Here is a 24,489-nt window from a genome sequence, read left to right as displayed (position 1 = left end):
AGTGCTGGCCGACCTGCGTCGACCCCGTGGTACCGCCCGACATGCGACGGCTGTGCGCAGTCCCCTAAGCCTGCACGTCATTTTCGGGATAGGCGATCAACGTTCCCGCATCAAAACGACAGCCAGATCGACAACGCGTGAAGAATCAGTCCGATCAGTCCACCGACCAATGTTCCATTGAACCGAATGTATTGCAGATCGCGTCCCACCCCCAATTCCAATTGTTCGACGAGGTGACGTTCGTCCCAACTTTTCATCGTCGATGCAATATGGTCGGTCACCGATGTGCGCAGGCGCGCGGTGAGTTTGTCGGCAGCCTGCAACATATGTTGATTGAGCGCGTCACGCAGCGAGGGATCCTGCGACAAGGCCCGGCCGAGCGATTGCATGGAACGCTCCACGTGTGCGGCCATCGACGATTGCTCGCGCGCCAGATCATTGCGCAGTGCGTCGCGAATTTCGCCCCACAACCCCTGCACATAGTCCTGCAGCGCCGGGTGTTCGATGGCGCGTTGCTTGAGTTCTTCCACGCGCACGGCCATTTCCGGTTCGTCGCGCAAGCGCGTGATGTAACGCTGTAGCCACACTTCGTAGTCGAGCCTGATGGGGTGCTCGGGCGTGGTGAGGATGTCCTGTAGTTCTTCGATCGCCGCACGCGCCATGCGGTCGGCCAGGCTGTCGCCGATCTCTTCGATCGGCTTGACCCAATTCACCGTGCCGACCAGCTTGGGCCATTCGCGCCGCGCGTAACGCACGATCAATGCAGAAGCGCGCGTCTTGACCTGCTCCTGGTCCAGCCATTCGCCCAGCCGCAGCAACACTTCGTCCAGCAGCTTTTGATGGCGGCCGTCGGTGGTGAGCAGGGCCATGACATCGCCGATGGTGGCAGCGGCGTTCCATTTGCGCAGGCGGTCGACCACGAAACCTTGAATCGCGCGGCGGACGGCTGCCTCGTCGAGCAGTTCCAGCGCCTGCAACATCCAGCCGCGCGTCATCTGCGCCAGCATGCGTGCCTGCTCAGGTTTGGCCAGCCAATCGCCCAGCCGGCTGGCGGGATCGAATACCCGCAGTTTTTCCATCAACGCATCCGGGGCGAGGAATTGGTCGCGCACGAACACTGCCAGCCCATCGGCCAGCCGTTCCTTGCCGCGCGGCAGGATGGCCGTGTGTGGAATCGGCAGGCCCATTGGGCGGCGGAATAGCGCCACCACTGCAAACCAGTCGGCCAATGCGCCCACCGTGGCCGCTTCGCAGAAGGCCGACACCCAGGCCCAGATGCCGTGTTCGCCCATCAGGTGGCTGACGACGAAGCCGGCGAACATCGCCAGCAACAAGGCCACCGCCAACAGCTTCATGCGCTGCAACTGGGCACGACGAGGATCGTTCGGACGGGGAATGCTGAGACTGGGTTCCATCAGTGAAGTGTACCCAGTCGTTTGACCAGGGCATGTCCACGGCAGCTGGCGTCATTGCGCGCCCAAGTTGGTGGCCGCGTCTTGCGTGCCTTGTGCTCCAGCTGCGCGTGGGTTGGGGCGACCCAGCGGCTGTTGCTGCCGTTGGCGCGCGCCTGGGCGCGACGGGCTTTATCGGGGAATGCCTTTCGCGCCCAGGTGCGCTCCTACGTGTTGCCGTCGACTGTCGGGTGCACTCAGCCGCGCAGGCGTTCCAACTGGGCCTGCAGTGCGGTCACCTTCGATTGCAGCGCGGCATTTTCGTCTTCCAGTTCGGTGACGCGGCGCTGCAGGGCCTTGATGTCGCGGCGTTCGGCTCCGCCACCTTCGGCTTCGTCGGCCTTGGGCTTGCGCTTGGCGTCGCGCACACGCTTGGCGGCCTGTTTGAGCTCGGCCTTGCCGGCCTGCGCGGCGGCGCGTTGTTCGTCCTCGGACAGCGTGGCCACCGCAGCGGCGGCGCTGATCGAAATCTCGCCCGCCTTGACCGCCTGCACCACTTCCGGCGCGGCCTGCTTATGGATGCGTTCGATCATCACCACCTGGTTGCTGCTCAGGCGCGCTTCGCGTGCCAGCTCGGCACGGCTCACCGGGCTGGAGCTTTCTTCCCACGGCGGGCTGTCGTTGTCGTCAGCGGCGTGTGCGCTGCTCTGGTCCAGGCCAGTGTCGGCCTGGTCGTCGGCCACGGCCGGCGCTTCGGCAGCGGCGTCGGCGTCGCGCTGGCTGCGTTGGCGCGCGGCCAGGATCTCGCGCTTGCGCAACGCCAGTACGCCACGCTGGAAGTCGGACACGCTGCGCCGGCCCAGGTGCTGTTCGATCATCCACAGGTGCACGTCCTGCATGGACTGGAAGCGCGGGTTCTGCACCGTCTGGAACGGCAGGCCGTGCTTCTGGCAGATACCGTAGCGGTTGTGGCCATCCACCAGCACATCGCCCCACAGCACCAACGCATCGCGGCACCCTTCGGCCAGCAGGCTGCGTTCCAGCGCCTCGTGTTCGTCGGGCGTCAGCGGGTCGATATAGGCCTTGAGTTCTTCTTTGACAACGATGTTCATACGGCAACTGCTGGGGTACGGGGCGGGCATTGTAGTGAGCCTGCCCCGGCTTTGCGCGCTTGACGGGTGCCTGCATGCGTGACACGCGGGCGCCCGTCGCCAGCGCAGTTTGTGGTCATCGCCCGTGGCCAGCCGGGCTTAGTCCACCTGGCGAAGAATCTTGCCTAGCGTCTCCACCATCTGCCCGATCTGCTCCGGGGTGACGATCAGCGGCGGTGACAGTGCGATGACATCGCCGGTGACGCGCACCAGCAGGCCGCCCTCGTGGAAACAGCGCTCGAAGACGTCGTAACCGCGCGCGCCCGGGGCGCCGTCGCGTGGTGCCAGTTCGATCGCGCCGATCAGGCCGATGTTGCGGATGTCGATCACATGCGGCGAGCCGCGCAGGCCGTGCAATGCGTCTTCCCACTGCGGGCCAAGCGTGATCGCGCGCGTGAACAGCTCTTCCTCGGCATAGGTGTCCAGCGTGGCGATCGCCGCTGCACAGGCCAGCGGATGGCCGGAATAGGTGTAGCCGTGAAAGAGCTCGATCGCGTTTTGCGGCCCGTGCATGAAGGCATCGTGGATCGCATCGGCCACCAGCACCGCGCCCATCGGCACGGTGCCGCTGGTCAGGCCCTTGGCGGCGGTGATGATGTCCGGGATGACGCCGAAGCGCTGTGCGGCGAAGGCGTCGCCCACGCGGCCGAAGCCGGTGATCACCTCGTCGAACACCAATACAATGCCGTGGCGGTCGCAGATGGCGCGCAACCGCTGCAGGTAGCCCTCCGGCGGCAGGATCACACCGGCCGAACCGGACACCGGTTCGACGAAAACCGCCGCGATGGTGGACGCATCGTGCAAGGTGATCAGCCGTTCCAGATCGTCGGCCAGTTCCGCGCCATGCACAGGCAGCCCGCGCGCGTAGGCGTTGTGCTGCAGATCCAGCGTATGCGGCAAATGGTCGGTGCCGGCCAGCAATGGGCCGAACCACTTGCGGTTGTTGGGCAGCCCGCCGATCGACATGCCGCCGAAGCCGACCCCGTGGTAGGCCTTCTCGCGACCGATGAAGCGGGTGCGCTGGCCTTCGCCGCGCAGCCGGTGGTAGGCAAGCACGATCTTCATCGCGCTATCCACCGCTTCCGAGCCGGAGTTGGTGAAGAACACATGGCCCAGGCCCGGCGGGGCGATTGCGGCCAACCGCTGCGCCAGCACGAAGGGCAGCGGCGAGCCCATCTGGAAGGTCGGCGCGAAATCCAGCGTGCCGGCCTGGTCGCGGATGGCTGCCACGATGCGCTCGCGGCTATGTCCTGCATTGCAGCACCACAGGCCTGCCGTGCCGTCCAGAATCTGGCGTCCTTGGACATCGCGGTAATACATGCCCTGCGCCGAGGCCAGCAGGCGAGGCCGTGCCTTGAACTGGCGATTGGCGGTGAACGGCATCCAGAAGGCATCCAGCTGCGTCGGTGCCTGCAGCGCATCGGCGGCATCGCTGGGAAGGTGGTCGGGCATGGCAGGCTCCGTCGTTCGGGATCGCCCGACTGTACGCAGCTGGCGCCTGGGCCGTCACCTGAGACGCCCGCAGACGCACAGCAAGCAGGCGCGTCGTGCATCCCCCGGTCGAGCGACACCAGGACTGGACCATGCCAGCACGTGCCGCAGTGCTGCGCGTACAGCCGGTGCCGGGAGCGGTTTCGCGACGCGGTTGGCGAAGTGCGGACGGACTAGTCAATTAGTCGCAGCTGCGGCCGCTAACCCCAAGGCACGCTTACGCGACATGGGTATCGGCGGCGCTTTGCAACACTGCAAGGCGCTGGAGAGCATTGCAAACAGGCAAGGATCGCCGATGATGCGCCAGACGACCGCCAGTTGGGCCTGGTCGGTGTCGCTGCCCATATCGCAACGCGTTATTTGATTGCAGCTATCAATCGTATTCGGAACGGCCGACAGGACGTCGCCATCGCCCGCCAGGCGTTGGTGGTGAGTCCTGTCAGCCGTGCTTTCGCAGTTCATCGTTGTCTTTTTGGGGGAAATGAGAATGACGCAAGGGTCCACCGTGGCGACAGCCAGCGGCGCAGACGCCGGTCTACTGTCCAAGGAGCGCATCATTGCGCGGCCGGGGTTCAATCGTTGGTTGGTACCGCCGGCAGCATTGGCGATCCACCTGTGCATCGGCATGGCTTACGGCTTCAGCGTGTTCTGGCTGCCGTTGTCCAAGGCGCTGGGCATCACCGAGTCGATCGCGTGCCCGGCCGATATGGGCCTGTTCGCGCGCATGGTGGCCACCACCTGCGACTGGAAGATCAGCGAACTGCAGTGGATGTACACGCTGTTCTTCGTGTTGCTGGGTTGCTCGGCAGCAATCTGGGGCGGCTGGCTGGAACGGGCCGGCCCGCGCAAGGCCGGCGTGGTCTCGGCGCTGTGCTGGTGCGGTGGGCTGGTGATCTCGGCGGTGGGCATCCACTTCCATCAGATCTGGATGCTGTGGCTGGGCTCGGGTGTGATCGGCGGTATCGGCCTGGGTCTGGGCTACATCTCGCCGGTGTCGACCTTGATCAAGTGGTTCCCGGACCGTCGCGGTATGGCGACGGGCATGGCGATCATGGGCTTTGGCGGCGGCGCGATGATCGGCAGCCCGTTGGCCGATGCGCTGATGCGCCATTTTGCGACCCCCACCTCGGTGGGCGTGATGGAAACCTTCCTGGTGATGGCGGCGCTGTACTTCGTCTTCATGATGGCAGGCGCGTTCGGTTATCGCGTGCCGCCGAGCGGCTGGACCCCGGCCGGCTGGACCGCGCCGGTGGCCAGCAGCAATGCCATGATCACCGCCAACCACGTGCACGTGAAAAAGGTCTGGGGCATCCCCCAGTTCTGGTTGCTGTGGGGCGTGTTGTGCCTGAACGTCTCGGCCGGTATTGGTGTGATCGGCATGTCCTCGCCGATGTTGCAGGAAGTGTTCGGTGGCCGTCTGATCGGCGTGGATGTGGGCTTCGCCAGCCTGGATCCGACCCAACTGGCCAGCATCGCGGCCATCGCGGCCGGCTTCACCGGGTTGCTCAGCCTGTTCAACATCGGCGGCCGGTTCTTCTGGGCCAGCATGTCCGACAAGCTCGGCCGCAAGAACACCTATACGCTGTTCTTCGTACTGGGCATCTGCCTGTACGCAGCGGCTCCGTCGGCTGGCGGCATCGGCGGCATCGCGCTGTTCGCGGGCATCTTCTGCATCATCCTGTCGATGTACGGCGGCGGCTTCGCCACCATTCCGGCGTATCTGGCCGACCTGTTCGGTACCCAGATGGTCGGTGCCATCCACGGCCGGCTGCTGACCGCCTGGGCGACCGCCGGCATCCTGGGCCCGGTGGTGGTGGGTTACATGCGCGAATACCAGCTGGCCCATGGCAGCCCGCCGTCACAGGTCTACAACACCACCATGTACATCCTTGCCGGCATGCTCGTGCTTGGCCTGATCTGCAATCTGTTGGTGCGCCCGGTGGCCGCGCGTCACTTCATGACGCCCGACGAACTGGCACGCGAAAAGCAGCTGGCGCACGAAAAGGTCGACCGCACCGGGCACGGGGTGATTCCACCGGAACAAATGGCACGCATCGGTCATGGCGGCAATCCCGTCCTGGTCGCGTTTGCGTGGCTGGCGGTGGGTATCCCGATGCTGTTCGGTATCTGGGTCACGCTGCAAAAAGCCTTCGTGCTGTTCCATTGAGATGAGATGACCAGTCCGTCTTCCCGCTCCGTGCGTCCCGGCAGTGTGGTGCGCACGGTCCGTCGCCATCGCGGCGGCCGCAGCGCCACGGTGCAGGATATGGTGGCGGCCGAAATGCCGGTCGCCTTCATCTACAACGGCGTGCCGTTCGCGGTGATGATGGCCACGCCGGAGGACCTGGAGGATTTCGCACTCGGGTTCTCATTGAGCGAAGGCATCGTCGATCACGCGCAGGACTTGCGCGTGATCGCGGTGGAGACGTTTCTGGAAGGCGCTTCGCTGCAGATCGAAATCCCGCCCGAGCGGGCAGCCGCGTTGCACCAGCGGCGGCGCAATCTGGACGGGCGCAGCGGTTGCGGGGTGTGCGGCAACGAGTCCATCGAAGCGGTGCTGCGTGTGCCGCCGGTGCTGCAATCGTCCCTGCAGATCGACGTGGATGCCTTGGCGCATGCGTTGGATGCGCTGCACGCACGGCAGCCCATCGCCGCGCAGACCGGCGCCGTGCACGCGGCCGGTTGGGCCGATGCGCAGGGCAATGTGCAGCTGGTCCGCGAAGACGTGGGCCGGCATAACGCCTTGGATAAAGTGATCGGTGCATTGGCGCGCGCGCGCATCGATGCATCGCACGGGTTTGCGGTGGTCACCAGCCGCGCCAGCTTTGAGATGGCCATGAAAGCCGCGCAGGCCCGAATTCCGCTGCTCGCAGCGATTTCGGCGCCTACTGCGCTGGCGATCAGCCTGGCCGAAAGTGCGGGACTGACCCTGATCGGGTTTGCCCGCGATCACGATTGTGTCGTTTACAGCCATCCGCAGCGCCTGGATCTGGGCGTTGCCGTGGGAGAGCCCGCATGAGCAAGAAAACCATCAAGCAGTACGACAATCCCGCGGGCGGCTGGGGCGCATTGCGCTCGGTGGCCAAGCACCTGATGGAACAGGACATCGCCGTGCAGGGCGCCAAGACGCTGCTGCACGCCAACCAGCCGGACGGCTTCGACTGCCCCGGTTGCGCCTGGCCGGATCGCGACCATACGTCCACCTTCGAATTCTGCGAAAACGGCGCCAAGGCCGTGGCGGCCGAGTCCACCGCACGTCGCGCCGGGCCGGAGCTGTTCGCTTCGCACACCGTCAGCCTGCTGTCGCAATACAGCGACTACTGGCTGGAAGGGCAGGGTCGACTGACCCACCCGATGCGCTACGACGCTGCGAGCGATCACTACGTGCCGGTGAGCTGGGACGATGCCTTTGCGCAGATCGCGCGGCATCTCAATGGCCTGGCAACGCCGGATGAGGCGATCTTCTACACCTCCGGGCGTACCAGCAACGAGGCAGCGTTCTTGTATCAGTTGTTCGTGCGCGAGTTCGGCACCAACAACTTCCCCGATTGCTCCAACATGTGCCACGAGCCCTCCGGCACGGCGCTGCGTTCGCAGATCGGCGTGGGCAAGGGCACGGTGTCGCTGCACGATTTCGAGCTGGCCGACGCCATCTTCATCTTCGGGCAGAACCCGGGCACCAATCACCCGCGGATGCTGGGCGAGTTGCGTCAGGCCTCCAAGCGCGGTGCGGCGATTGCGGCGTTCAACCCGCTGCGCGAGCGCGGGCTGGAAAAGTTCGCCGACCCCCAGGACAAGCTGGAGATGTTGCACAACGGTTCCACGCGCATCGCTTCGGATTATTTCCAGCTCAAGATCGGCGGCGACCTGGCTGCGGTGAAGGGCATCATCAAGCATGTGCTGGAGCGCGATGCGCAGGCGCAGCGCGATGGTACGCCGCGCTTGCTGGACCTGGAGTTCATCCAGGCGCACACCGCCAATTTCGAGGCCTTCGCTGCCGACGTGCATGCGGAAAGCTGGGACACCATCGTCGAAGAATCCGGGCTGGACGAAACTGCGCTGCGCAAAGCCGGCGAGATCTATCTCAATGCCGAGCGCGTGATTGCCTGCTGGGGCATGGGGATCACCCAGCACAAGCATTCGGTGGCGACCATCCACATGATCACCAACCTGCTGCTGCTGCGCGGCAACCTGGGCCGTCCCGGCGCGGGCGTCTGCCCGGTGCGCGGGCACAGCAACGTGCAGGGCGACCGCACGATGATGATCTATGAAAAGCCGCCGGCCGCGTTCCTGGACAAGCTGCAATCGGTGTTCGGTTTCGCGCCGCCACGCGCAGACGGGTTCGATACCGTGGGTGCGATCGAGGCGATGCTGGATGGGCGCGGCAAGGTGTTCTTCGCGATGGGTGGCAACTTTGCTGCCGCCACGCCGGATACCGATGCCACGCACCGCGCGTTGCGCAACTGCGAATTGACCGTGCATGTCACCACCAAGCTCAATCGCAGCCACTTGGTGCATGGGCGCGATGCGTTGATCCTGCCGTGTTTGGGGCGCACCGAGATCGACATCCAGGATGCCGGCTCGCAAGGCGTGACGGTGGAAGATTCGATGAGCATGGTGCACCTGTCGGCCGGCATCAATCCGCCGGCCTCGCCGGACCTGCTGTCGGAGCCGGCGATCGTGGCGCGCATGGCCGAAGCCACGTTGGGCGCACGCAGCGCGATCCGCTGGCGTTGGCTGGTAGGCGATTACGACCGCGTGCGCGATCTCATCGCGCAGGTGTTCCCGGACTTTGCCGGTTTCAACGAGCGCGTGCGTACGCCGGGTGGGTTCCGTCTGTCCAACACCGCCCGCGATCGCCAGTGGGTGACGCCGGAACAACGCGCGGTGTTCAAGCCGCATGCGGTGCCCACCGACAACCCCATCCATCGCGCGCGTCGTGGCCACGCCGAGCAGATGGTGTTTACGCTGGCCACCACGCGTTCGCACGATCAATACAACACCACCATTTATGGGTTGGACGACCGCTATCGCGGCGTGTTCGGCGAGCGCCGTGTGCTGTTCATCAATGGGGCGGACATCGCGGCATTGAACATGAAGGCGGGCGATTGGGTTGACCTGGAAAGCCTGTGCGAGGACGGCGTGCGCCGCGAGGCGCGGCGTTTCCTGTTGGTGGACTACAACATCCCGCGCGGCTGCCTGGCCGCGTACTACCCGGAAACCAACGCGCTGGTGCCGTTGTCCAGTTTCGCCGACGAGGCGCGTACGCCGACCTCCAAGTCGATTCCGGTGATCGTGCTGCCGCACCGCGCCGAAACCGCTGATGCGGCACCGCGCGATATCGGAGCGGTGCTTGTCCGCTGATCCACAGCTCACCGTGCAGCTGCTGCGTGTGCTTGCCGACGCGCCCGATGGCGTGTCGCTGGCGCGGCTATGCAAGCACCTGGGCGTGCGGATGAGCGTGCTGCTGCGCACGCTCGCCTGGTTGGGGACGGCGAACCTGGACGGTCAACCGGGTCCGGATTGGGTGCGCGTGGAAGATCGCGGCGAGCGGCAATGTGCGGTGCTGACGCCAGTTGGTTTGGCCGAGCATGCGCGGCAAGCCGCGGCGCAGGCGCCGTAGGGCGGCTGCGCGAGTCATTGCCGCTTTGATGAGGATCTGGCGGTCTACGGATTTGGCATCCATTGACGGGCGAAGGTCGAAAGCTTCGACGGTCGAGTGCGCGGTGTGCTTGTTGAAGAACGGGGGCAGCGTGTCGCTGCTTGCCTTATTGGAAGCTTTGTAGACCGACCAACTCAACTGGTCCTTGCCCGCCCACCGTCGCGGGATCCTTGGCGGCATGGATGCCGCCACGGAGCCACAAGGACGTACGTGCGGCGTGTCCTGCGATGGTGGGCGGGCAAGGCCCTGCAGCAAACGCGAAGGCCCCACACCTTGCAGGCTGAGCAGTCGACGATCTCCGGCTACGATTTGCCGACACTGCTGCGAACATCTGGTTCAAGACGAGTGGGACACGATCTACAGCACCGTCAGTCACGCCTGTAACTTTTCACCACCCGGTTCGCCTGCGCAAAGCAGTGCTGTGATCTGCCAGAATCGGCCGTCTTGTTTTTCTGGATGTCGATCAACGATGACTGCCGCCGCGCCGCTCGCCACACCCACCAATTCACCCGCGCGCGTGCTGTTCGCCAGCCTGATCGGCACCACCATCGAGTTCTTCGATTTCTATATCTACGCCACCGCCGCAGTGCTGGTGTTCCCCACACTGTTCTTTCCCGCCGGCGATGGCAGTGCGGCGATGCTGCAGTCGTTGGCCACCTTTGCGGTGGCGTTTGTCGCGCGGCCAGTGGGATCGGCGGTGTTCGGTCACTTCGGCGACCGGGTAGGGCGCAAGGCCACGCTGGTGGCGGCGCTGCTGACGATGGGGTTGTCCACCGTGGCGATCGGCCTGCTGCCCAGTTACGCGCAGATCGGTGTATTTGCGCCCGCATTGCTGGCGCTGTGCCGCTTCGGCCAGGGGTTGGGGCTGGGCGGCGAATGGGGCGGGGCCGTGCTGCTGGCCACCGAGAACGCGCCGCCGGGCAAGCGCGTGTGGTACGGCATGTTTCCGCAACTGGGCGCGCCGCTGGGGTTTTTGTTGTCCACTGGCACCTTTCTGGGCATGGGCGCAGTGCTGGACGATGCGCAGTTCATGCAGTGGGGCTGGCGCGTGCCGTTTTTGGCCAGTGCCTTGCACGTACTGACGGGGCTGTGGGTACGCCTGAGCATCACCGAGACGCCAGATTTCCAGAGGACGCTGGACCGCAAGACGCGTGTCAGGCTGCCGCTGGGCACCGTGGTCTGGCAGCATTGGCCGGCACTGATCGTCGGCACGCTGGGCGCGTTCGCCACCTTCGTGCTGTTTTATCTGATGACGGTCTTTGCACTGGGCTATGGCACCAAGACGCTGGGTTACGACAAGGAACAATTCCTGTTGTTGCAGATGGCCGGCATCGTGTTTTTTGCGCTGGGCATTCCGTTGTCGGCCAAGTTTGGCGACCGGCACGGCGCGCCGCTGGCGATGATGCTGGCCAGCATCGCCATCGTGGCATTCGGCCTGGCGTTTGCGCCGCTGTTCCAGGCCAGCCACCCGTTGCAGGTGCTGGCGTTCCTGTCGCTAGGGTTTTTCTTCATGGGCCTGACCTATGGTCCCTGCGGCACGCTGCTGGCCGAGCTGTATCCCACCGAGGTGCGCTACACCGGCGCGTCGCTGTCGTTCAATCTGGCCAGCATCCTGGGTGCGGCGCCGGCGCCCTACGTGGCCACGCAACTGGCGGCCAGTTACGGCGTGCAATCGGTGGGGTATTACCTGGGCGGGGCGGCGGTGCTGAGCCTGGTCGCGCTGGTAGTGGCGCGGCGCTGGCGTCGCTGACCGGAGATCGCGACGGTTTATGGAGTGTCCGGATCGTGCAGCAGCACGGCGGCGCACGATGACGCGATACCAGGCACGCCTCAGTGCGCTGCCGCAGCGCCGTGCTGCTGATCTGGCTTCTAGCCGAAGATCCGCTTGAGCGTGCGGCCCAGCCAGCCACCGTGCTGATGGGTGCGCGAAAACCGGTCCAGGTGTGCGATCACCTGCGGTGCGTAGGCCTGATCGTCGCCGCGAATATGGTTGAACAGCCAGCGCGAGAGCATGTTGCGCAGCTCGTCGCTGACGTCTTCGCCGGCCTGGAAGCGCAGGCGGTATTCGCCGACCCGTTTGCCGAATACCGCGTGCACGCGCTGGTGCGCCTGGCTGAAGGGATAGCCCGCTTCCTGCATCAATTCTTCTTCGAAGGCGAAGTGCGAGAGCGTGTAATCGATCAGTTCGTCGATCACCTCCGCCACTGCCAGTTGCTGCAGACTGGTCTGCGCAACATGCAGCTGATTGATCATGTCCACAATGCGCCGGTGTTGATGATCGATCACCTCGATCCCGGTGTTGAGGTCGTCCTGCCAGACCAGCAGTGCCATCGAAGTCCCTTGCCCAATGCGATGGGCATACGGTAAGCCACGCGCGCCGGCCGGGCGTTGATCTGGATCAAGGCATGTCGGCAGGCGCGTCATCCGCACGCGCCGCTTGGGCCTGCAGACGATGCGGGATCAGCTTGCCAGACGCACCTGGTTACGGCCGCCGGCCTTGGCCAGATACAGGTGCTTGTCCGCTTCGTTCAGCAGGTAATGCAGCGACTGGTCGCTTTCGCTGGCGATGCATACGCCGATGCTCACCGTCATGCTCAACGTCTCGTCTCCCACGCGCACGCGCAGGGCGCTGATGCGCTCGCGCAGGGTTTCGAAATAGCTGGTGGCGTTGGCGGCATCCAGCCCGGGCACCAACAGGCAGAATTCTTCGCCACCGAAGCGTGCGACCAGATCTTGCGGCCGCGCATGCCCGGACACCGACGCGGCCACCGCACGCAACGCTTGGTCGCCGGCTTCATGGCCCCAGGTGTCGTTGATGTGCTTGAAATGGTCGATATCCACCATCGCGGCGGTCACCGTCTGGTCCTCCAACAACAGCTTTGGAATGACCCGTTGGCTCTGTTCCAGAAAATAGCGCCGGTTGGGCAGGCCGGTGAGGAAGTCGCGGGTGGCAAGATCCTGCAGCGTGCCGATCAGTTCCAACTGGTCCACGTTCTGCGACACGCGGCAGAAGAATTCTTCGCGCGAAAAGGGTTTGCGCAGGAAGTCGTTGGCGCCGTTCTTCAGGAAACGCGGGATCAGCGACGAATCGCTGTTGCCGGATATGCCGATCACCGCCACCTTGTCGCGCGAGCGGATCGCGCGCAGCCGGCGGGTGAATTCCACGCCATCCATTCCAGGCATTTCCTGGTCGACGATGGTCAGGCGAATGTCGGGGTCGCGTTCGATCGCGTCCAGCCCGGCAGCGCCGTCGGCCGCCAGCACCACGCGGTAGCCGTACATCGACAGCAGGGCGCCGGCATAGGTGCGTGCCGACAGCGAATCGTCCACCACCAGGGCGGCGATCCGGCGATTGCGCTCCAGGCGCTGCACCAGCCATGCCAGGTACTCGATGCTGCCCGGTGCATTTTTCAGCACGTAATCGATGATCTGCTGCTGCAGCACGCGCTGGCGCAGGTCTTCGTCGTACACGCCGCTGACCACCACGGTGGGCAGTTTGCGCGAGAGAAAGAATTCCACGACCTTGTCGCGGTCGCCATCGACCAGCACCAGGCCGGTGAGGACCAGAAACCAGCCGTCCTCTTCGTCCAATACACGCGCCGCTTCGGCCAGGGTCGAGACGACCGTGACCGGGAGTTCCACGCGTTGCTCGATGGCTTCGCGCAGCATGCTGGTGAACGTGCGCGAGTTCTCCACCAACAGCACCCGCTGCGGTAGGACTGCACTTTCACTATTGCGATGTAGGGTACCTGGGGACATCGGCTGGCCGTCTGGATCGAACCGTCAGGTCAGCTAACGGCCCTGCTCGCCAAAACTTGAGCACCACGTTCCAAAGCGTGGCGGTCACCACAGCGCATCGCGCAGCCGATACCAGCTCATCGCCGCCACCAGCAGCGGGGTCCGCAGCCGCTGCCCGCCAGGGAACGGGCGGTGGCCGATGCGTTCGAACACGTCCAGGCGCCGGCTCTGGCCGGCGATGGCCTCGGCAATGACCTGGCCGGCCAGGCCGGTGGCAGCCACGCCATGTCCGGAAAAGCCCTGTGCGAAGTACAGGTTGGGCGCCAGCCGGCCCCAGTGCGGTGCACGGTTGCGCGAGATGTCCACGTAGCCGCCCCACAGCGTTTCCAGCGGCACAGCGTGCAGCTGCGGAAATACCGTGTGCATGCGCCGGGTCATCAGGCGCTGCAAGCCCGCAGGCGGACGCGAGGAGTAACTGGCACGCCCGCCGAACAGCAGGCGGTGATCGGCACTGAGCCGATAGTAATCCAGTGCCCAGTTGGTATCGGCTACCGCCATGTCGTTGGCGATCAGGGCGCGCGCACGCGCTTGTCCCAATGGCGGCGTGGCGCCGACATAGGTGCCGACCGGCATGATGCGCTGCTCCAGGGGCGGGGCGATGCCGTGCAGCAGCGCATTGCCGGCGATCACGCCGAACGCGGCGGTCACGCTGCCGTGGGCGGTATGCATCACCACGCGCGCCCCGGGTTGCTGCCTGGTCACGGCCGAATCTTCGTAGATGCGCACGCCGGCGGCCAGCGCGGCCCGTGCCAGGCCCAATGCATAGGCCAGCGGATGCAGATGGCCGCTGGCGGGGTCGAACATGGCCCCCAGGTACAGCGGGCTGTCCAGCATTTGGCGGGTGCGTGCGCGGTCCCACCACTGCAGCGGGTAGTCGTAGCGTTCGGCCATGCGCACGATGCCGTGCTGCAGCGCCCGTACCTGACGCGGCTTCAGCGGCACATGCGCGTGGCCGTCGCGCCAGTCGCAGGCGATGGCATGGCCGGCGATGCGTGCGCGCAGCAGGCGCATGCCGTCGCGCGAGAAATCGAACAACAGGCGAGCATCGTCGTTGCCGACCAGCGCTTCCAGCGTTTCCTGCTCGCACCCGTAGCCAACGATGGCCTGGCCGCCATTGCGCCCTGACGCGCCCCAGCCCACACGCCGGGCTTCCAGCACGGTGACGGCGTAACCGGCCTCGGCCAGCGCCAGCGCAGCGGTGAGGCCGGTATAGCCACCGCCGAGAATGCAGACGTCGGCGTGCTCGGCGCCTTGCAGGCGCGATTGTTGGGGTAGGGCTGGCGTGCTGCGTGCGTACCAGCTGTCCGGATACCCGTTGCCCGGCGAGTTGCTGTGCGGCAGTGGCGCGTGCGGGCGAGCCATCACACGGTGCGCAGGTACCGCGCGTAATCCAGGTCCGGTACCTGCGCCTGGTAGTCGAGCAGCTCGCGTTGTTTCTGCTGGCCGAATACGTGCTGGAACTGCGTGCCGAACTGCTCGCCGATGAAGTCGCTGCCGAGGAACGCATCCACCGCGCCTTGCCAGCTGCGTGGGGCGAACACCGACTGTGCGTACGCATTGCCGGTGACCGGCGCGGTGGGTTCGGCCGGCTGCCGCAGGCCGTCCAGCATCGCGGCCAGCACGGCTGCAGCGGCCAGATATGGGTTGGCATCGGCGCCGGCAATGCGGTGTTCGATGCGGGTGTTGTGCGCATCGCTGTGCGGGATGCGCAGTGCCACGGTACGGTTGTTGAAGCCCCAGCTCGCATCCAGCGGCACGAACGCATTGCTGACGAAGCGGCGATAGCTGTTGGCATGCGGGGCGAACATCAAGAGCGAGGCATCTGCATGCCGCTGTAGCCCGGCGATGGCGTGGCGTAGCGACTGCGCAGGCGCGTCGGCGGCGCTGGCCAGCACGTTGTGCCCGGCGGCATCGAGCAGGCTCACATGCACATGCAAACCGCTGCCGGCCTGGCCGGGGAAAGGCTTGGCCATGAAACTGGCTAGCTTGCCCCGTTGCTGCGCAATGGCCTTGATGGTGCGCTTGAGCAGAACCGCCTCGTCGCAGGCGGCCACCGCATCGGCACGGTGTTGCAGATTGATTTCGAACTGGCCGGGTGCGTACTCGGCCACGGCGGTGTCGGCCGGAATGCCTTGCTGTCTGCAAGCGACGGTGACCGCATCGGTGAAGCCACGCTGGTCGTCCAGATCCTGCAGCGAATATACCTGCGTGCTGTCGCTGCGTTCGCCGGTGATCGGGTCGCGCGGGGTTTGCGGGCGCCCCTGCGCATCGGCCACCGCATCGAACAGATAGAACTCAAGCTCTACGGCGATGACCGGGGTCAGGCCGAGTGCGCCAAACCCCTGCAGCACGCGCTGCAACACCGCCCGCGGGGCGACTTCGAACAGCCCGCCTTCGGGTGTGTGCATCGCCAGCAACAGCTGCGCCATCGGCCGTGGCGCCCAGGGCACCAGTCGTAGCGAGCCTTCGATCGGCCGGCAGATGCGGTCGGCGTCGCCGATCGCGTAGCCAAGACCGGTTTCTTCCACGGTGTTGCCGGTGATGTCGGTGGCGATCAGCGACATCGGCAGGCACACGCCGTCGCGATACACCTTGCTCAGCGCATCGGCGGTTACGCGCTTGCCGCGCAGCACGCCATTGGTGTCGGGCAATAACAGATCGACAGACTCGCACCCGGCGATGCGAGAGAGGGTGTGGGCATCGGCAGCGGGCAGGGACGCGACGGAAGTCTCGGAAGCCATGGGCAACACCTGCGAAGTCGCCGCGCAGCGTAGCAAAGCGCGCGTGAGCAATCGCAAGCGCACTGGCGCGCCTGGCAATGCCGGCGATGGCGCGGTAACTTCGACCGTATCGACGTTCCACCCAACGCATCGGATCTTTGCGCATGGCTGTCGTTCCGCTGGTCGGCCTGCCGACCGATCGCATCCTGCAAGGGCCTCATCCGTTCCTGGCCGCCGGCGAGAAGTACATCCGCGCGGTGGTCGAGGCGGCCGGTGCGATGCCGGTGCTGTTGCCCAGCCTGCAGCCGGCATTGGATGCGGGCGCGTGGCTGGAGCGGCTGGATGGGCTGCTGTTGACCGGAGCGGTCAGCAATGTGGAGCCGCATCACTACAGCGACGAGCCCAGTTGGGAAGGCAACCCGCACGACCCGGCGCGCGATGCCACCAGCCTTGCGCTGATCCCGCAGGCGCTTGCGCGTGGCCTGCCGGTGCTGGCGATCTGCCGCGGGCTGCAGGAAGTCAACGTGGCCTTGGGCGGGCGCCTGCATCAGCGCGTGCACGACGTGCCCGGCCTGGCCGATCACCGGGAGGACCCGGGCACACCGATAGACACGCAATACGGTCCGGCGCATGTGGTGCACCTGCATCCCGGCGGTTGGCTGGCGGGCATGAGCGACAGCGCCCAGGTGTGGGTCAATTCCCTGCACGGGCAGGGAATTGCCACGCTGGCCGAGGGCTTGCTGATCGAAGCCACCGCGCCGGACGGTCTGATCGAAGCGTTCCACGGCCCCGGCCCGGGCTTTCTGCTGGCGGTGCAATGGCATCCGGAATGGCGTGTCACACAGCATCCGTTCTACCGTGCCATCTTTCAGGCCTTCGGCGAGGCCTGTCGCCAATACGCCGCGCGACGCGGCAAGTGAGGTTGCATGTCCATCCGCACACGTTCGCGCAAGACCACGTCCACGCAGCCGGAGAGCGCGCTGCGCCGCTGGCTCAAGGAGCGCAGCATCACCGAGGTGGAATGCCTGGTGCCGGACATCACCGGCAACGCCCGCGGCAAGATCATTCCCGCCGACAAGTTCTCGCACGATTACGGCACGCGCCTGCCGGAAGGCATCTTCGCCACTACCGTGACCGGCGATTTCCCGGACGACTACTACGCGCTGACCTCGCCATCGGATTCGGACATGCATCTGCGCCCGGACGCCAGCACCGTGCGCATGGTGCCGTGGGCGGCAGACCCCACTGCGCAGGTCATCCACGACTGCTATACCAAGGATGGCCAGCCGCACGAACTTGCCCCGCGCAACGTGCTGCGCCGCGTGCTGGATGCCTATGCCCAGGCCGAGCTGCAACCGGTGGTGGCGCCAGAGCTGGAATTCTTCCTGGTGCAGAAAAACACCGACCCCGACTTCCCGCTGTTGCCGCCGGCCGGGCGCTCGGGGCGGCCGGAAACGGCGCGGCAGTCGTACTCGATCGACGCAGTCAACGAGTTCGACCCCATCCTGGACCTGATGTACGACTATTGCGATGCGATGGAACTGGACGTGGACACGCTGATCCACGAATCCGGCGCCGCGCAGTTGGAAGTCAACTTCACCCATGCCGACCCGATGTCGCGCGCGGACCAGGTGTTCCTGTTCAAGCGCACCATGCGCGAAGCCGCGCTGCGGCACGGTGTGTATGCCACGTTCCTGGCCAAGCCAATGGAAACCGAGCCAGGCAGTGCGATGCATATCCACCAGAGCCTGCTGCATGCCGGCACCGGCAAGAACGTGTTCAGCGGCAAGCGCGAGGGCGGTTTCAGCGATACCTTCGCGCATTATCTGGGTGGCCTGCAGAAATACATCCCGATGGCGATGGGCCTGCTGGCGCCCAACGTCAATTCTTACCGGCGGTTGATGTTCGGCGAGGTGTCGCCGAGCAATGTGCTGTGGGGCTTCGACAACCGCACCTGCGGGCTGCGCGTGCCCATCGATGTGCCGCAGAACATGCGGGTGGAAAGCCGCTTCGCCGGCTCCGACGCCAACCCGTATCTGGCCATGGCCGCGACGCTGGCCTGCGGGTTATTGGGGATCGGCGAAAAGCTCGAGCCGACCGCGCCGATCAGCAGCAATGGCAAGGAGCAAGGCTACGATTTGCCGCGCTCGCTGGGCGAGGCGCTAGATGAGCTGGAAGGCTGCCAGGCGTTGCAGGAGATGTTGGGGCGGCGGTTCGTGCGTGCGTACATCTCGGTGAAGCGAAAAGAGTACGAGACGTTTTTCCGGGTCATCAGTTCGTGGGAACGGGAGTTCCTGCTGTTGAATGTGTGAGCTGCGTGATTGAGACCCGTGCCGAGCGGTTTCCTTCTCCCGTCGGGAGAAGGTGCCCGAAGGGCGGATGAGGGCGACTTTGGCGGCAGTTGAAGTTCTCGAGGCCTACCTGTTTGCCCGGCGTGCAAGGGATTGGCCGGGCGATCTGCAAAGCCATCCACGGTCCGGCAACAGGGCCTGGGTATGCTGGTAACTCCTCATGCGCGGAGCAGGTCGTGGATCCTTCGGTGCTCAAGGCGTTGCAGCAGCTCGACGCCGCCCATCATCTGCATCCGTTCAACGACAATGCGGCGTTGGCGCAGAAGGGCACGCGCATCCTGACGCGCGGTGAGGGCGTGTACGTGTGGGATGCCGATGGCAACCAGTTGCTGGATGCGTTCGGCGGATTGTGGTGCGTCAATGTCGGCTATGGGCGCAAGGAACTGGCGCAGGCAGCGGCAAGGCAGATGGAGCAGCTGGCGTACTACAACAGCTTTTTCCAGTGCACCACCGAGCCCACCATTCAGTTGGCGGCCAAGCTGGCGGAGTTGGCGCCGGGCGATCTGAATCATGCGTTCTTCGCCAACTCCGGGTCCGAGGCCAACGACACCATCCTGCGCCTGGTGCGGCATTTCTGGGCCGTGCAGGGGCAGCCGCAAAAACGCATCTTCATCGGCCGCCATGATGGTTATCACGGCACCACCATGGCCGGCGCCAGCCTGGGAGGCATGAGGGGAATGCATCAGCAGGGCGGGTTGCCGATTGCCGATATCCACCACGTCGCACCGCCGTATCACTTCGGCGATGGCGGGGAGATGGATCCGGAGGAATACGGGTTGCTGGCGGCACGTCGTCTGGAAGACAAGATTCTGGAACTCGGGCCGGATAACGTCGCCGCTTTTATCGGCGAGCCGATCATGGGCGCGACCGGCGTCTACATCCCACCGCGCAGTTACTGGCCGGAAATCGAGCGGATCTGCCGGCGCTACGACGTCTTGCTGGTCGCCGATGAAGTGATCTGCGGTTTCGGGCGTACTGGCGAATGGTTCGGTGCGGAGTATTTCGGCTTCCAGCCCGACGTGATGACGCTGGCCAAAGGCATCACTTCCGGCTACATCCCGTTGGCGGCAGCCATGTTCAACGACCGCGTGGCCGGTGTGCTCAAGACCCAAGGCGGCGAGCTGGCGCACGGTGGCACCTACGCCGGGCATCCGGTGTGCGCGGCGGTGGCGCTGGAAAACCTGCGCCTGCTGCAGGACGAGGGCATTGTCGAGACCGCGCGCACACAGGTTGCGCCATACCTGGCGCAGCGCTGGGCCGCGCTGGGCGAGCACCGCTTGGTCGGCGAGGCACGCATCGCCGGGCTGGTCGGGGCGCTGGAACTGGTGCCGGACAAACAGCGTCGCGGTGCGTATTTCCCAAGACGCGGGCGGGTAGGGGCGATGTGTCGCGATTTCGCGCTGCGCCGCGGTCTGATCCTGCGCGCGACCTACGATGCCATGCTGCTGTCGCCGCCGTTGATCATCACCCCCGCGCAGGTCGATGAATTGTTCGACAAGGCCTGGGCCGCGCTGGACGACACTGCGCAGGCGCTGGGCCGATAGCTCCCGCACAACCGGTCCCACTGCACGGCAGCGGGCCGCGACGAGGACGAGGACGAGTACGACCAAGCATGCGCACACATCGGTGCCATCGCGGCGGCTGCCGCGCTCGCCAGCCGGCAAGGCCTCTCTGTGCCGGCCTCGCTGCGCTGGGCAAATCCGGGCGTGGTGGGTAGGCTGGGAAGAGCCCGGATTCGAGACCGGCCGCCCCATCGCGCTGCCTGGAGACCCACATGACGCTGCGACTGCTCGCCCTGACGCTGTCCATCACCCTGTTGTCCGGCTGTGGCGGCGCTGGCGCGCCCGGCAGCGCCGACGCGCAGGCCAAGGTGCTCAACGTCTACAACTATTCCGATTACATCGCCGAAGACACCATTCCCGCGTTCGAAAAGAGCACCGGCATCAAGGTGACCTACGACGTCTTCGACAGCGACGAAATGGTGGAAACCAAGTTGCTGGCCGGCGGCAGCGATTACGACGTGGTGGTGCCCACGCTGAACTTCTTCGGCCGGCAGATCCAGGCCGGCGTCTTCCTGCCGCTGGACAAGAGCAAGATCCCCAATCTGGTCAATCTGGATCCGGACGTGATGCGCCGCATCGCCGCGCAGGACCCGAACAACGCCTATGGCGTGCCGTACATGATCGGCACCACTGGCATCGGCTACAACGTCGACAAGCTCAAGGCGATCTTCGGCAACACCGATGTCGCCAACAGCTGGGATCTGGTGTTCAAGCCGGAGAATCTGTCCAAACTCAAGGACTGTGGCGTGACCATCCTGGACACGCCTTCGGACATGATTCCCATCGCGCTCAATTATCTCGGGCTCGATCCGCACAGCACCACGCCGGCCGAGATCGAAAAGGCCGCCGCGCTGATCAAGGCCATTCGCCCGTACGTGCAGAACTTCCACTCCAGCCAGTACGTGACCTCGCTGGCCAACGGCAATACCTGCCTGGCGGTGGGTTGGTCCGGCGACATCATCCAGGCGCGCGACCGTGCCGCGGAAGCCGGCAACAACATCAAGGTGGCCTACGCCATTCCAAAGGAGGGCGCGCCGCAATGGTTCGACATGCTGGCCATTCCCAAGGATGCCAAGCACCCGGACAACGCCTACGCCTTCATCAATTATCTGTTGAAGCCGGACGTGGCCGCGGCCAATACCAACTTCATCCATTACGCCAACCCGGTGCGCACCGCCACCCCGTTGGTGGATGCGGCGATCCGCAACGACCCCACCATCTACCCGCCGCCGGAAGTGACCGCCAAGATGTTCACCTATGCCATCAATCCGCCTGACGTGGACCGGCTGTACACGCGGCTGTGGACCGAGATCAAGACCGGGCATTGAGCTGCTGCGTTGCCGGTGGATGCTGCGCCCGAGCGCAGTGCTGCCTCGTGCAACGGCCCATGCCACGGACCCGGCGCGCGGCCTAGGGGTGCACCGTCGGGACCTGATAGGCCGATTGCCAGCTGACTGGCCCATCACGCAATCTGTACCGGGCAGTTCAAATAATTGTATGGTTGCGCCGCCACTGCCGACGCCGCCGAGACGGCCGCTGCCTGGCGCGCCTCGCCCATCACACAGGACGCATCCTTTTGAGCAACCACGACCATCAGTCCAATGACGGCCAGTCCTCGGCCACGGATGCGCAGGGCGCAGGCGCGCGCGGCGAGCAGGAGCCGCCCAAACCCTCGCCGTTGAAGAACCCCAAGGTGAAGTGGACGCTGATCCTGGTCGGGGTGCTGGTGCTGATCCTGCTGGTGGTGTGGGTGGCCTATTACCTGATCAAGGGCCGCTACATGCAGGACACCAACAACGCCTATCTGCAGGCCGATTCGGTGGCCGTGGCACCGCGCGTCAGCGGCTACGTGACCAAGGTGCTGGTGAGCGACAACCAGATCGTGGAGGCTGGCCAGCCGCTGCTGCAGATCGACGACCGCACCTACCAGGCCACGCTGCAGCAGGCCGAAGCCGCCATTGCCGCACGCCAGGCCGATATCGTCGCGGCCACCGCCAATGTCTCCGCACAGGAATCGGCGCTGCTGCAGGCGCGCACCCAGGTCACCGCAGCTGCTGCCAGCCTCAAGTTCGCCCAGGCCGAAGTGAAGCGCTTCGCGCCGTTGGCCGCCTCCGGTGCAGACACCCACGAACATCAGGAAAGCCTGCAGCACGATCTGGCACGCGCACGCGCCCAGTACGACGCCGCGCAGGCGCAGGCCAAGGCCGGCGAGAGCCAGATCCAGGCCAGCCGCGCGCAACTGGAACAGGCACAGGCCGGCGTGAAACAGGCCACCGCCGATGCCGACCAGGCGCGCGTGGCGGTGGAAGACACCCGTCTGACCAGCCGTATCCACGGCCGGGTTGGCGACAAGACCGTGCAGGTGGGCCAGTTCCTCGGCGCCGGCACCCGCACCATGACCATCGTGCCGCAGGAATCGCTGTATCTGGTTGCCAATTTCAAGGAAACCCAGGTCGGCCTGATGCGTCCCGGCCAGCCGGCCGAGATCGAGGTCGATGCGCTTTCGGGCGTAAAACTGCACGGCAAAGTCGAGAGCCTGTCGCCGGGCACCGGCTCGCAGTTCGCGTTGCTGCCGCCGGAAAATGCCACCGGCAATTTCACCAAGGTGGTCCAGCGCGTGCCGGTGCGCATCCGTGTGCTGGCCGGTGACGAGGCGCGCAAGGTGCTGGTGCCGGGCATGTCGGTGGAAGTCACTGTCGACACGCGCTCGGCCAAGGACGCCAAGCAGCGTGCCGAACAAGAATCCGACCGCGTGCAGGAGCAGGAGCGCGCGCGATGAGTGCAGCGGCCGCCACCGGCCCGCGTGCCGGCGGCAGCGCCCAGCGCGAGAAGGCCGAGCCGGGCGCCTGGCTGGCGGTGCTGGCCGGCACCATCGGCTCGTTCATGGCGACGCTGGATATTTCCATCGTCAATGCCGCGCTGCCCACCATCCAGGGCGAGGTCGGCGCCAGCGGCACCGAAGGTACCTGGATTTCCACCGCCTACCTGGTGGCCGAGATCATCATGATCCCGCTGACCGGCTGGTTCGTGCGCACGCTGGGCCTGCGCAATTTCCTGCTGATCTGTGCGGTGATGTTCACCGCGTTCTCGGTGGTGTGCGGGCTGTCGACGTCGCTGTCGATGATGATCATCGGCCGCGTCGGACAAGGCCTGGCCGGCGGCGCCTTGATTCCGACCGCGCTGACCATCGTCGCCACGCGGTTGCCGCCCAGCCAGCAGACCATGGGCACCGCCTTGTTTGGCATGACCGTGATCATGGGTCCGGTGATCGGCCCGCTGCTCGGCGGCTGGCTGACCGAAAACGTCAGCTGGCACTACGCGTTTTTCATCAACGTGCCGATCTGCGTTGGCCTGGTCGCGTTGCTGCTGCTCGGTCTCAAACACGAAAAGGGCGACTGGGCAGGCCTGCTCAACGCCGATTGGCTGGGCATCTACGGCTTGACCGCGGGTCTGGGCGGGCTGACCGTGGTGCTGGAAGAAGGCCAGCGCGAGCGCTGGTTCGAGTCCAGCGAGATCAATACCCTGAGCCTGATTGCGTTGAGCGGATTCATTGCGCTGGTGATCAGCCAGTTCCGGCGGCGCCCTCCGGTGATCCGCCTGTCGCTGCTGCTGCAGCGCAGCTTCGGCGCGGTCTTCATCATGGTCATGGCGGTGGGCATGATCCTGTTCGGCGTCATGTACATGATTCCGCAGTTCCTGGCAGTGATCTCCGGCTACAACACCGAGCAGGCCGGATACGTGCTGCTGCTGTCCGGCCTGCCGACCGTGTTGCTGATGCCGATGATGCCCAAGCTGCTGGAAACGGTGGACGTGCGCATCTTGGTCATTGCCGGGCTGATCTGCTTTGCCGCTGCCTGTTTCGTCAATCTGTCGCTCACTGCCGACACCGTGGGCACGCACTTCGTCGCCGGGCAGCTGCTGCAGGGCTGCGGCCTGGCGTTGGCGATGATGTCGCTCAACCAGGCGGCGATTTCGTCGGTGCCGCCGGAACTGGCAGGCGATGCCTCGGGCCTGTTCAATGCCGGCCGCAACCTGGGCGGCTCGGTCGGGCTGGCGCTGATCTCCACCTTTCAGGAGCGCCGCATGACCTTCCACACCGAAACCATCGGCAGTTCGATCACCGCCAACGCCAGCCGTGCGCAGGAGGCGCTGGCCGGCCTGACCGCACAGATGCAGGGCAGTGCCGGCGGCGAGGCGGCGGCCCGCTCGATCGCCCAGTTCGCCCGCGTCGTGCAACAGCAGGCCCTGGTGATGACCTATAGCGATCTGTTCTGGATCTTCGGCGTGATCGTGGTCTGCACGATTCCGCTGGCCTTTTTGCTCAAGCCGTTACCCAAGGGGGCGCACCTTGCAATGCACTGAT

At 65.4% G+C, this 24,489-nt stretch carries 18 protein-coding genes; 11 read left to right on the top strand and 7 right to left on the bottom strand.

Annotated elements, in window-relative coordinates:
• Positions 1-110 precede the first annotated feature (110 nt).
• The 3 genes from AMD14_RS13120 to aptA all read right to left on the bottom strand — a co-directional run bounded on the left by AMD14_RS13120 (position 111) and on the right by aptA (position 3,994).
• A complete protein-coding gene (locus tag AMD14_RS13120; RefSeq protein WP_011051622.1) occupies positions 111-1,415 on the bottom strand; it encodes a DUF445 domain-containing protein in 1,305 nt (434 codons plus the stop codon).
• Positions 1,416-1,648: 233 nt separating this feature from the next.
• A complete protein-coding gene (locus tag AMD14_RS13115) occupies positions 1,649-2,503 on the bottom strand; it encodes a hypothetical protein (RefSeq protein WP_015463331.1) in 855 nt (284 codons plus the stop codon).
• Between the two features lie 138 nt (positions 2,504-2,641).
• A complete protein-coding gene (aptA, locus tag AMD14_RS13110) occupies positions 2,642-3,994 on the bottom strand; it encodes an omega-aminotransferase AptA (RefSeq protein WP_003488289.1) in 1,353 nt (450 codons plus the stop codon).
• Positions 3,995-4,520: 526 nt separating this feature from the next.
• On the opposite strand from aptA, the gene AMD14_RS13100 reads away from it, so the two are divergent.
• The 5 genes from AMD14_RS13100 to AMD14_RS13080 all read left to right on the top strand — a co-directional run bounded on the left by AMD14_RS13100 (position 4,521) and on the right by AMD14_RS13080 (position 11,445).
• Positions 4,521-6,200 (top strand): OFA family MFS transporter, encoded by a 1,680-nt coding sequence (locus tag AMD14_RS13100; protein ID WP_005915324.1) that lies wholly within the window; start codon positions 4,521-4,523, stop codon positions 6,198-6,200.
• Positions 6,201-6,206: 6 nt separating this feature from the next.
• On the top strand, positions 6,207-7,052 hold the full coding sequence (fdhD, locus tag AMD14_RS13095; protein ID WP_005915322.1) for a formate dehydrogenase accessory sulfurtransferase FdhD: 846 nt from the start codon (positions 6,207-6,209) through the stop codon (positions 7,050-7,052).
• On the top strand, positions 7,049-9,397 hold the full coding sequence (locus AMD14_RS13090) for an FdhF/YdeP family oxidoreductase (RefSeq protein WP_011051620.1): 2,349 nt from the start codon (positions 7,049-7,051) through the stop codon (positions 9,395-9,397). Before fdhD ends, AMD14_RS13090 begins: the two co-directional genes overlap by 4 nt.
• The gene (locus AMD14_RS13085; protein WP_015463329.1) at positions 9,387-9,656 is read left to right on the top strand and encodes a hypothetical protein; all 270 of its coding nucleotides are present in this window, start codon (positions 9,387-9,389) and stop codon (positions 9,654-9,656) included. Before AMD14_RS13090 ends, AMD14_RS13085 begins: the two co-directional genes overlap by 11 nt.
• Before the next feature lie 508 nt (positions 9,657-10,164).
• On the top strand, positions 10,165-11,445 hold the full coding sequence (locus AMD14_RS13080) for an MFS transporter (protein ID WP_040107636.1): 1,281 nt from the start codon (positions 10,165-10,167) through the stop codon (positions 11,443-11,445).
• A 119-nt stretch (positions 11,446-11,564) separates the two neighbouring features.
• On the opposite strand, the gene AMD14_RS13075 is transcribed toward AMD14_RS13080, so the two are convergent.
• From AMD14_RS13075 to AMD14_RS13060, 4 genes are all read right to left on the bottom strand, one after another.
• Positions 11,565-12,026 carry a bacteriohemerythrin gene (locus AMD14_RS13075; RefSeq protein ID WP_005915313.1) on the bottom strand — a complete coding sequence of 154 codons (462 nt, stop codon included), beginning with the start codon at positions 12,024-12,026 and terminating at the stop codon, positions 11,565-11,567.
• A gap of 129 nt (positions 12,027-12,155) precedes the next feature.
• Entirely contained in the window at positions 12,156-13,454 is a 1,299-nt protein-coding gene (locus tag AMD14_RS13070; protein WP_005915311.1) for a diguanylate cyclase, read from the bottom strand.
• 84 nt (positions 13,455-13,538) lie between these two features.
• The gene (locus AMD14_RS13065; protein ID WP_171843841.1) at positions 13,539-14,858 is read right to left on the bottom strand and encodes an NAD(P)/FAD-dependent oxidoreductase; all 1,320 of its coding nucleotides are present in this window, start codon (positions 14,856-14,858) and stop codon (positions 13,539-13,541) included.
• A complete protein-coding gene (locus AMD14_RS13060) occupies positions 14,855-16,234 on the bottom strand; it encodes a glutamine synthetase family protein (protein WP_011051615.1) in 1,380 nt (459 codons plus the stop codon). The genes AMD14_RS13065 and AMD14_RS13060 overlap by 4 nt, the downstream gene beginning before the upstream one ends.
• Before the next feature lie 143 nt (positions 16,235-16,377).
• Here AMD14_RS13060 and AMD14_RS13055 point away from each other — a divergent pair, with 143 nt between their 5' ends.
• The 6 genes from AMD14_RS13055 (at position 16,378) to AMD14_RS13030 (ending at position 24,488) form a co-directional block, all read left to right on the top strand.
• Complete coding sequence (locus AMD14_RS13055) at positions 16,378-17,133, top strand: gamma-glutamyl-gamma-aminobutyrate hydrolase family protein (RefSeq protein WP_003488313.1); 756 nt, start codon at positions 16,378-16,380, stop codon at positions 17,131-17,133.
• A gap of 6 nt (positions 17,134-17,139) precedes the next feature.
• The gene (locus AMD14_RS13050; protein ID WP_003488314.1) at positions 17,140-18,525 is read left to right on the top strand and encodes a glutamine synthetase family protein; all 1,386 of its coding nucleotides are present in this window, start codon (positions 17,140-17,142) and stop codon (positions 18,523-18,525) included.
• 215 nt (positions 18,526-18,740) lie between these two features.
• Positions 18,741-20,108, top strand: coding sequence for an aspartate aminotransferase family protein (locus AMD14_RS13045; RefSeq protein ID WP_011051614.1), 1,368 nt, complete (start codon positions 18,741-18,743; stop codon positions 20,106-20,108).
• A 230-nt stretch (positions 20,109-20,338) separates the two neighbouring features.
• Complete coding sequence (locus AMD14_RS13040) at positions 20,339-21,454, top strand: polyamine ABC transporter substrate-binding protein (RefSeq protein WP_011051613.1); 1,116 nt, start codon at positions 20,339-20,341, stop codon at positions 21,452-21,454.
• 248 nt (positions 21,455-21,702) lie between these two features.
• Positions 21,703-22,905: an HlyD family secretion protein gene (locus tag AMD14_RS13035; RefSeq protein ID WP_011051612.1), complete on the top strand. Its 1,203-nt coding sequence runs from the start codon at positions 21,703-21,705 to the stop codon at positions 22,903-22,905.
• The gene (locus AMD14_RS13030; RefSeq protein WP_003488321.1) at positions 22,902-24,488 is read left to right on the top strand and encodes an MDR family MFS transporter; all 1,587 of its coding nucleotides are present in this window, start codon (positions 22,902-22,904) and stop codon (positions 24,486-24,488) included. The genes AMD14_RS13035 and AMD14_RS13030 overlap by 4 nt, the downstream gene beginning before the upstream one ends.
• Position 24,489 lies beyond the last annotated feature (1 nt).

It is taken from the genome of Xanthomonas citri pv. citri (genome assembly GCF_000961215.1).
GTDB classification, from domain to species: domain Bacteria; phylum Pseudomonadota; class Gammaproteobacteria; order Xanthomonadales; family Xanthomonadaceae; genus Xanthomonas; species Xanthomonas cissicola.
The sequence above is the reverse complement of the archived record's forward strand: the minus strand, read 5'-3'. Positions and strand labels throughout refer to the sequence as shown.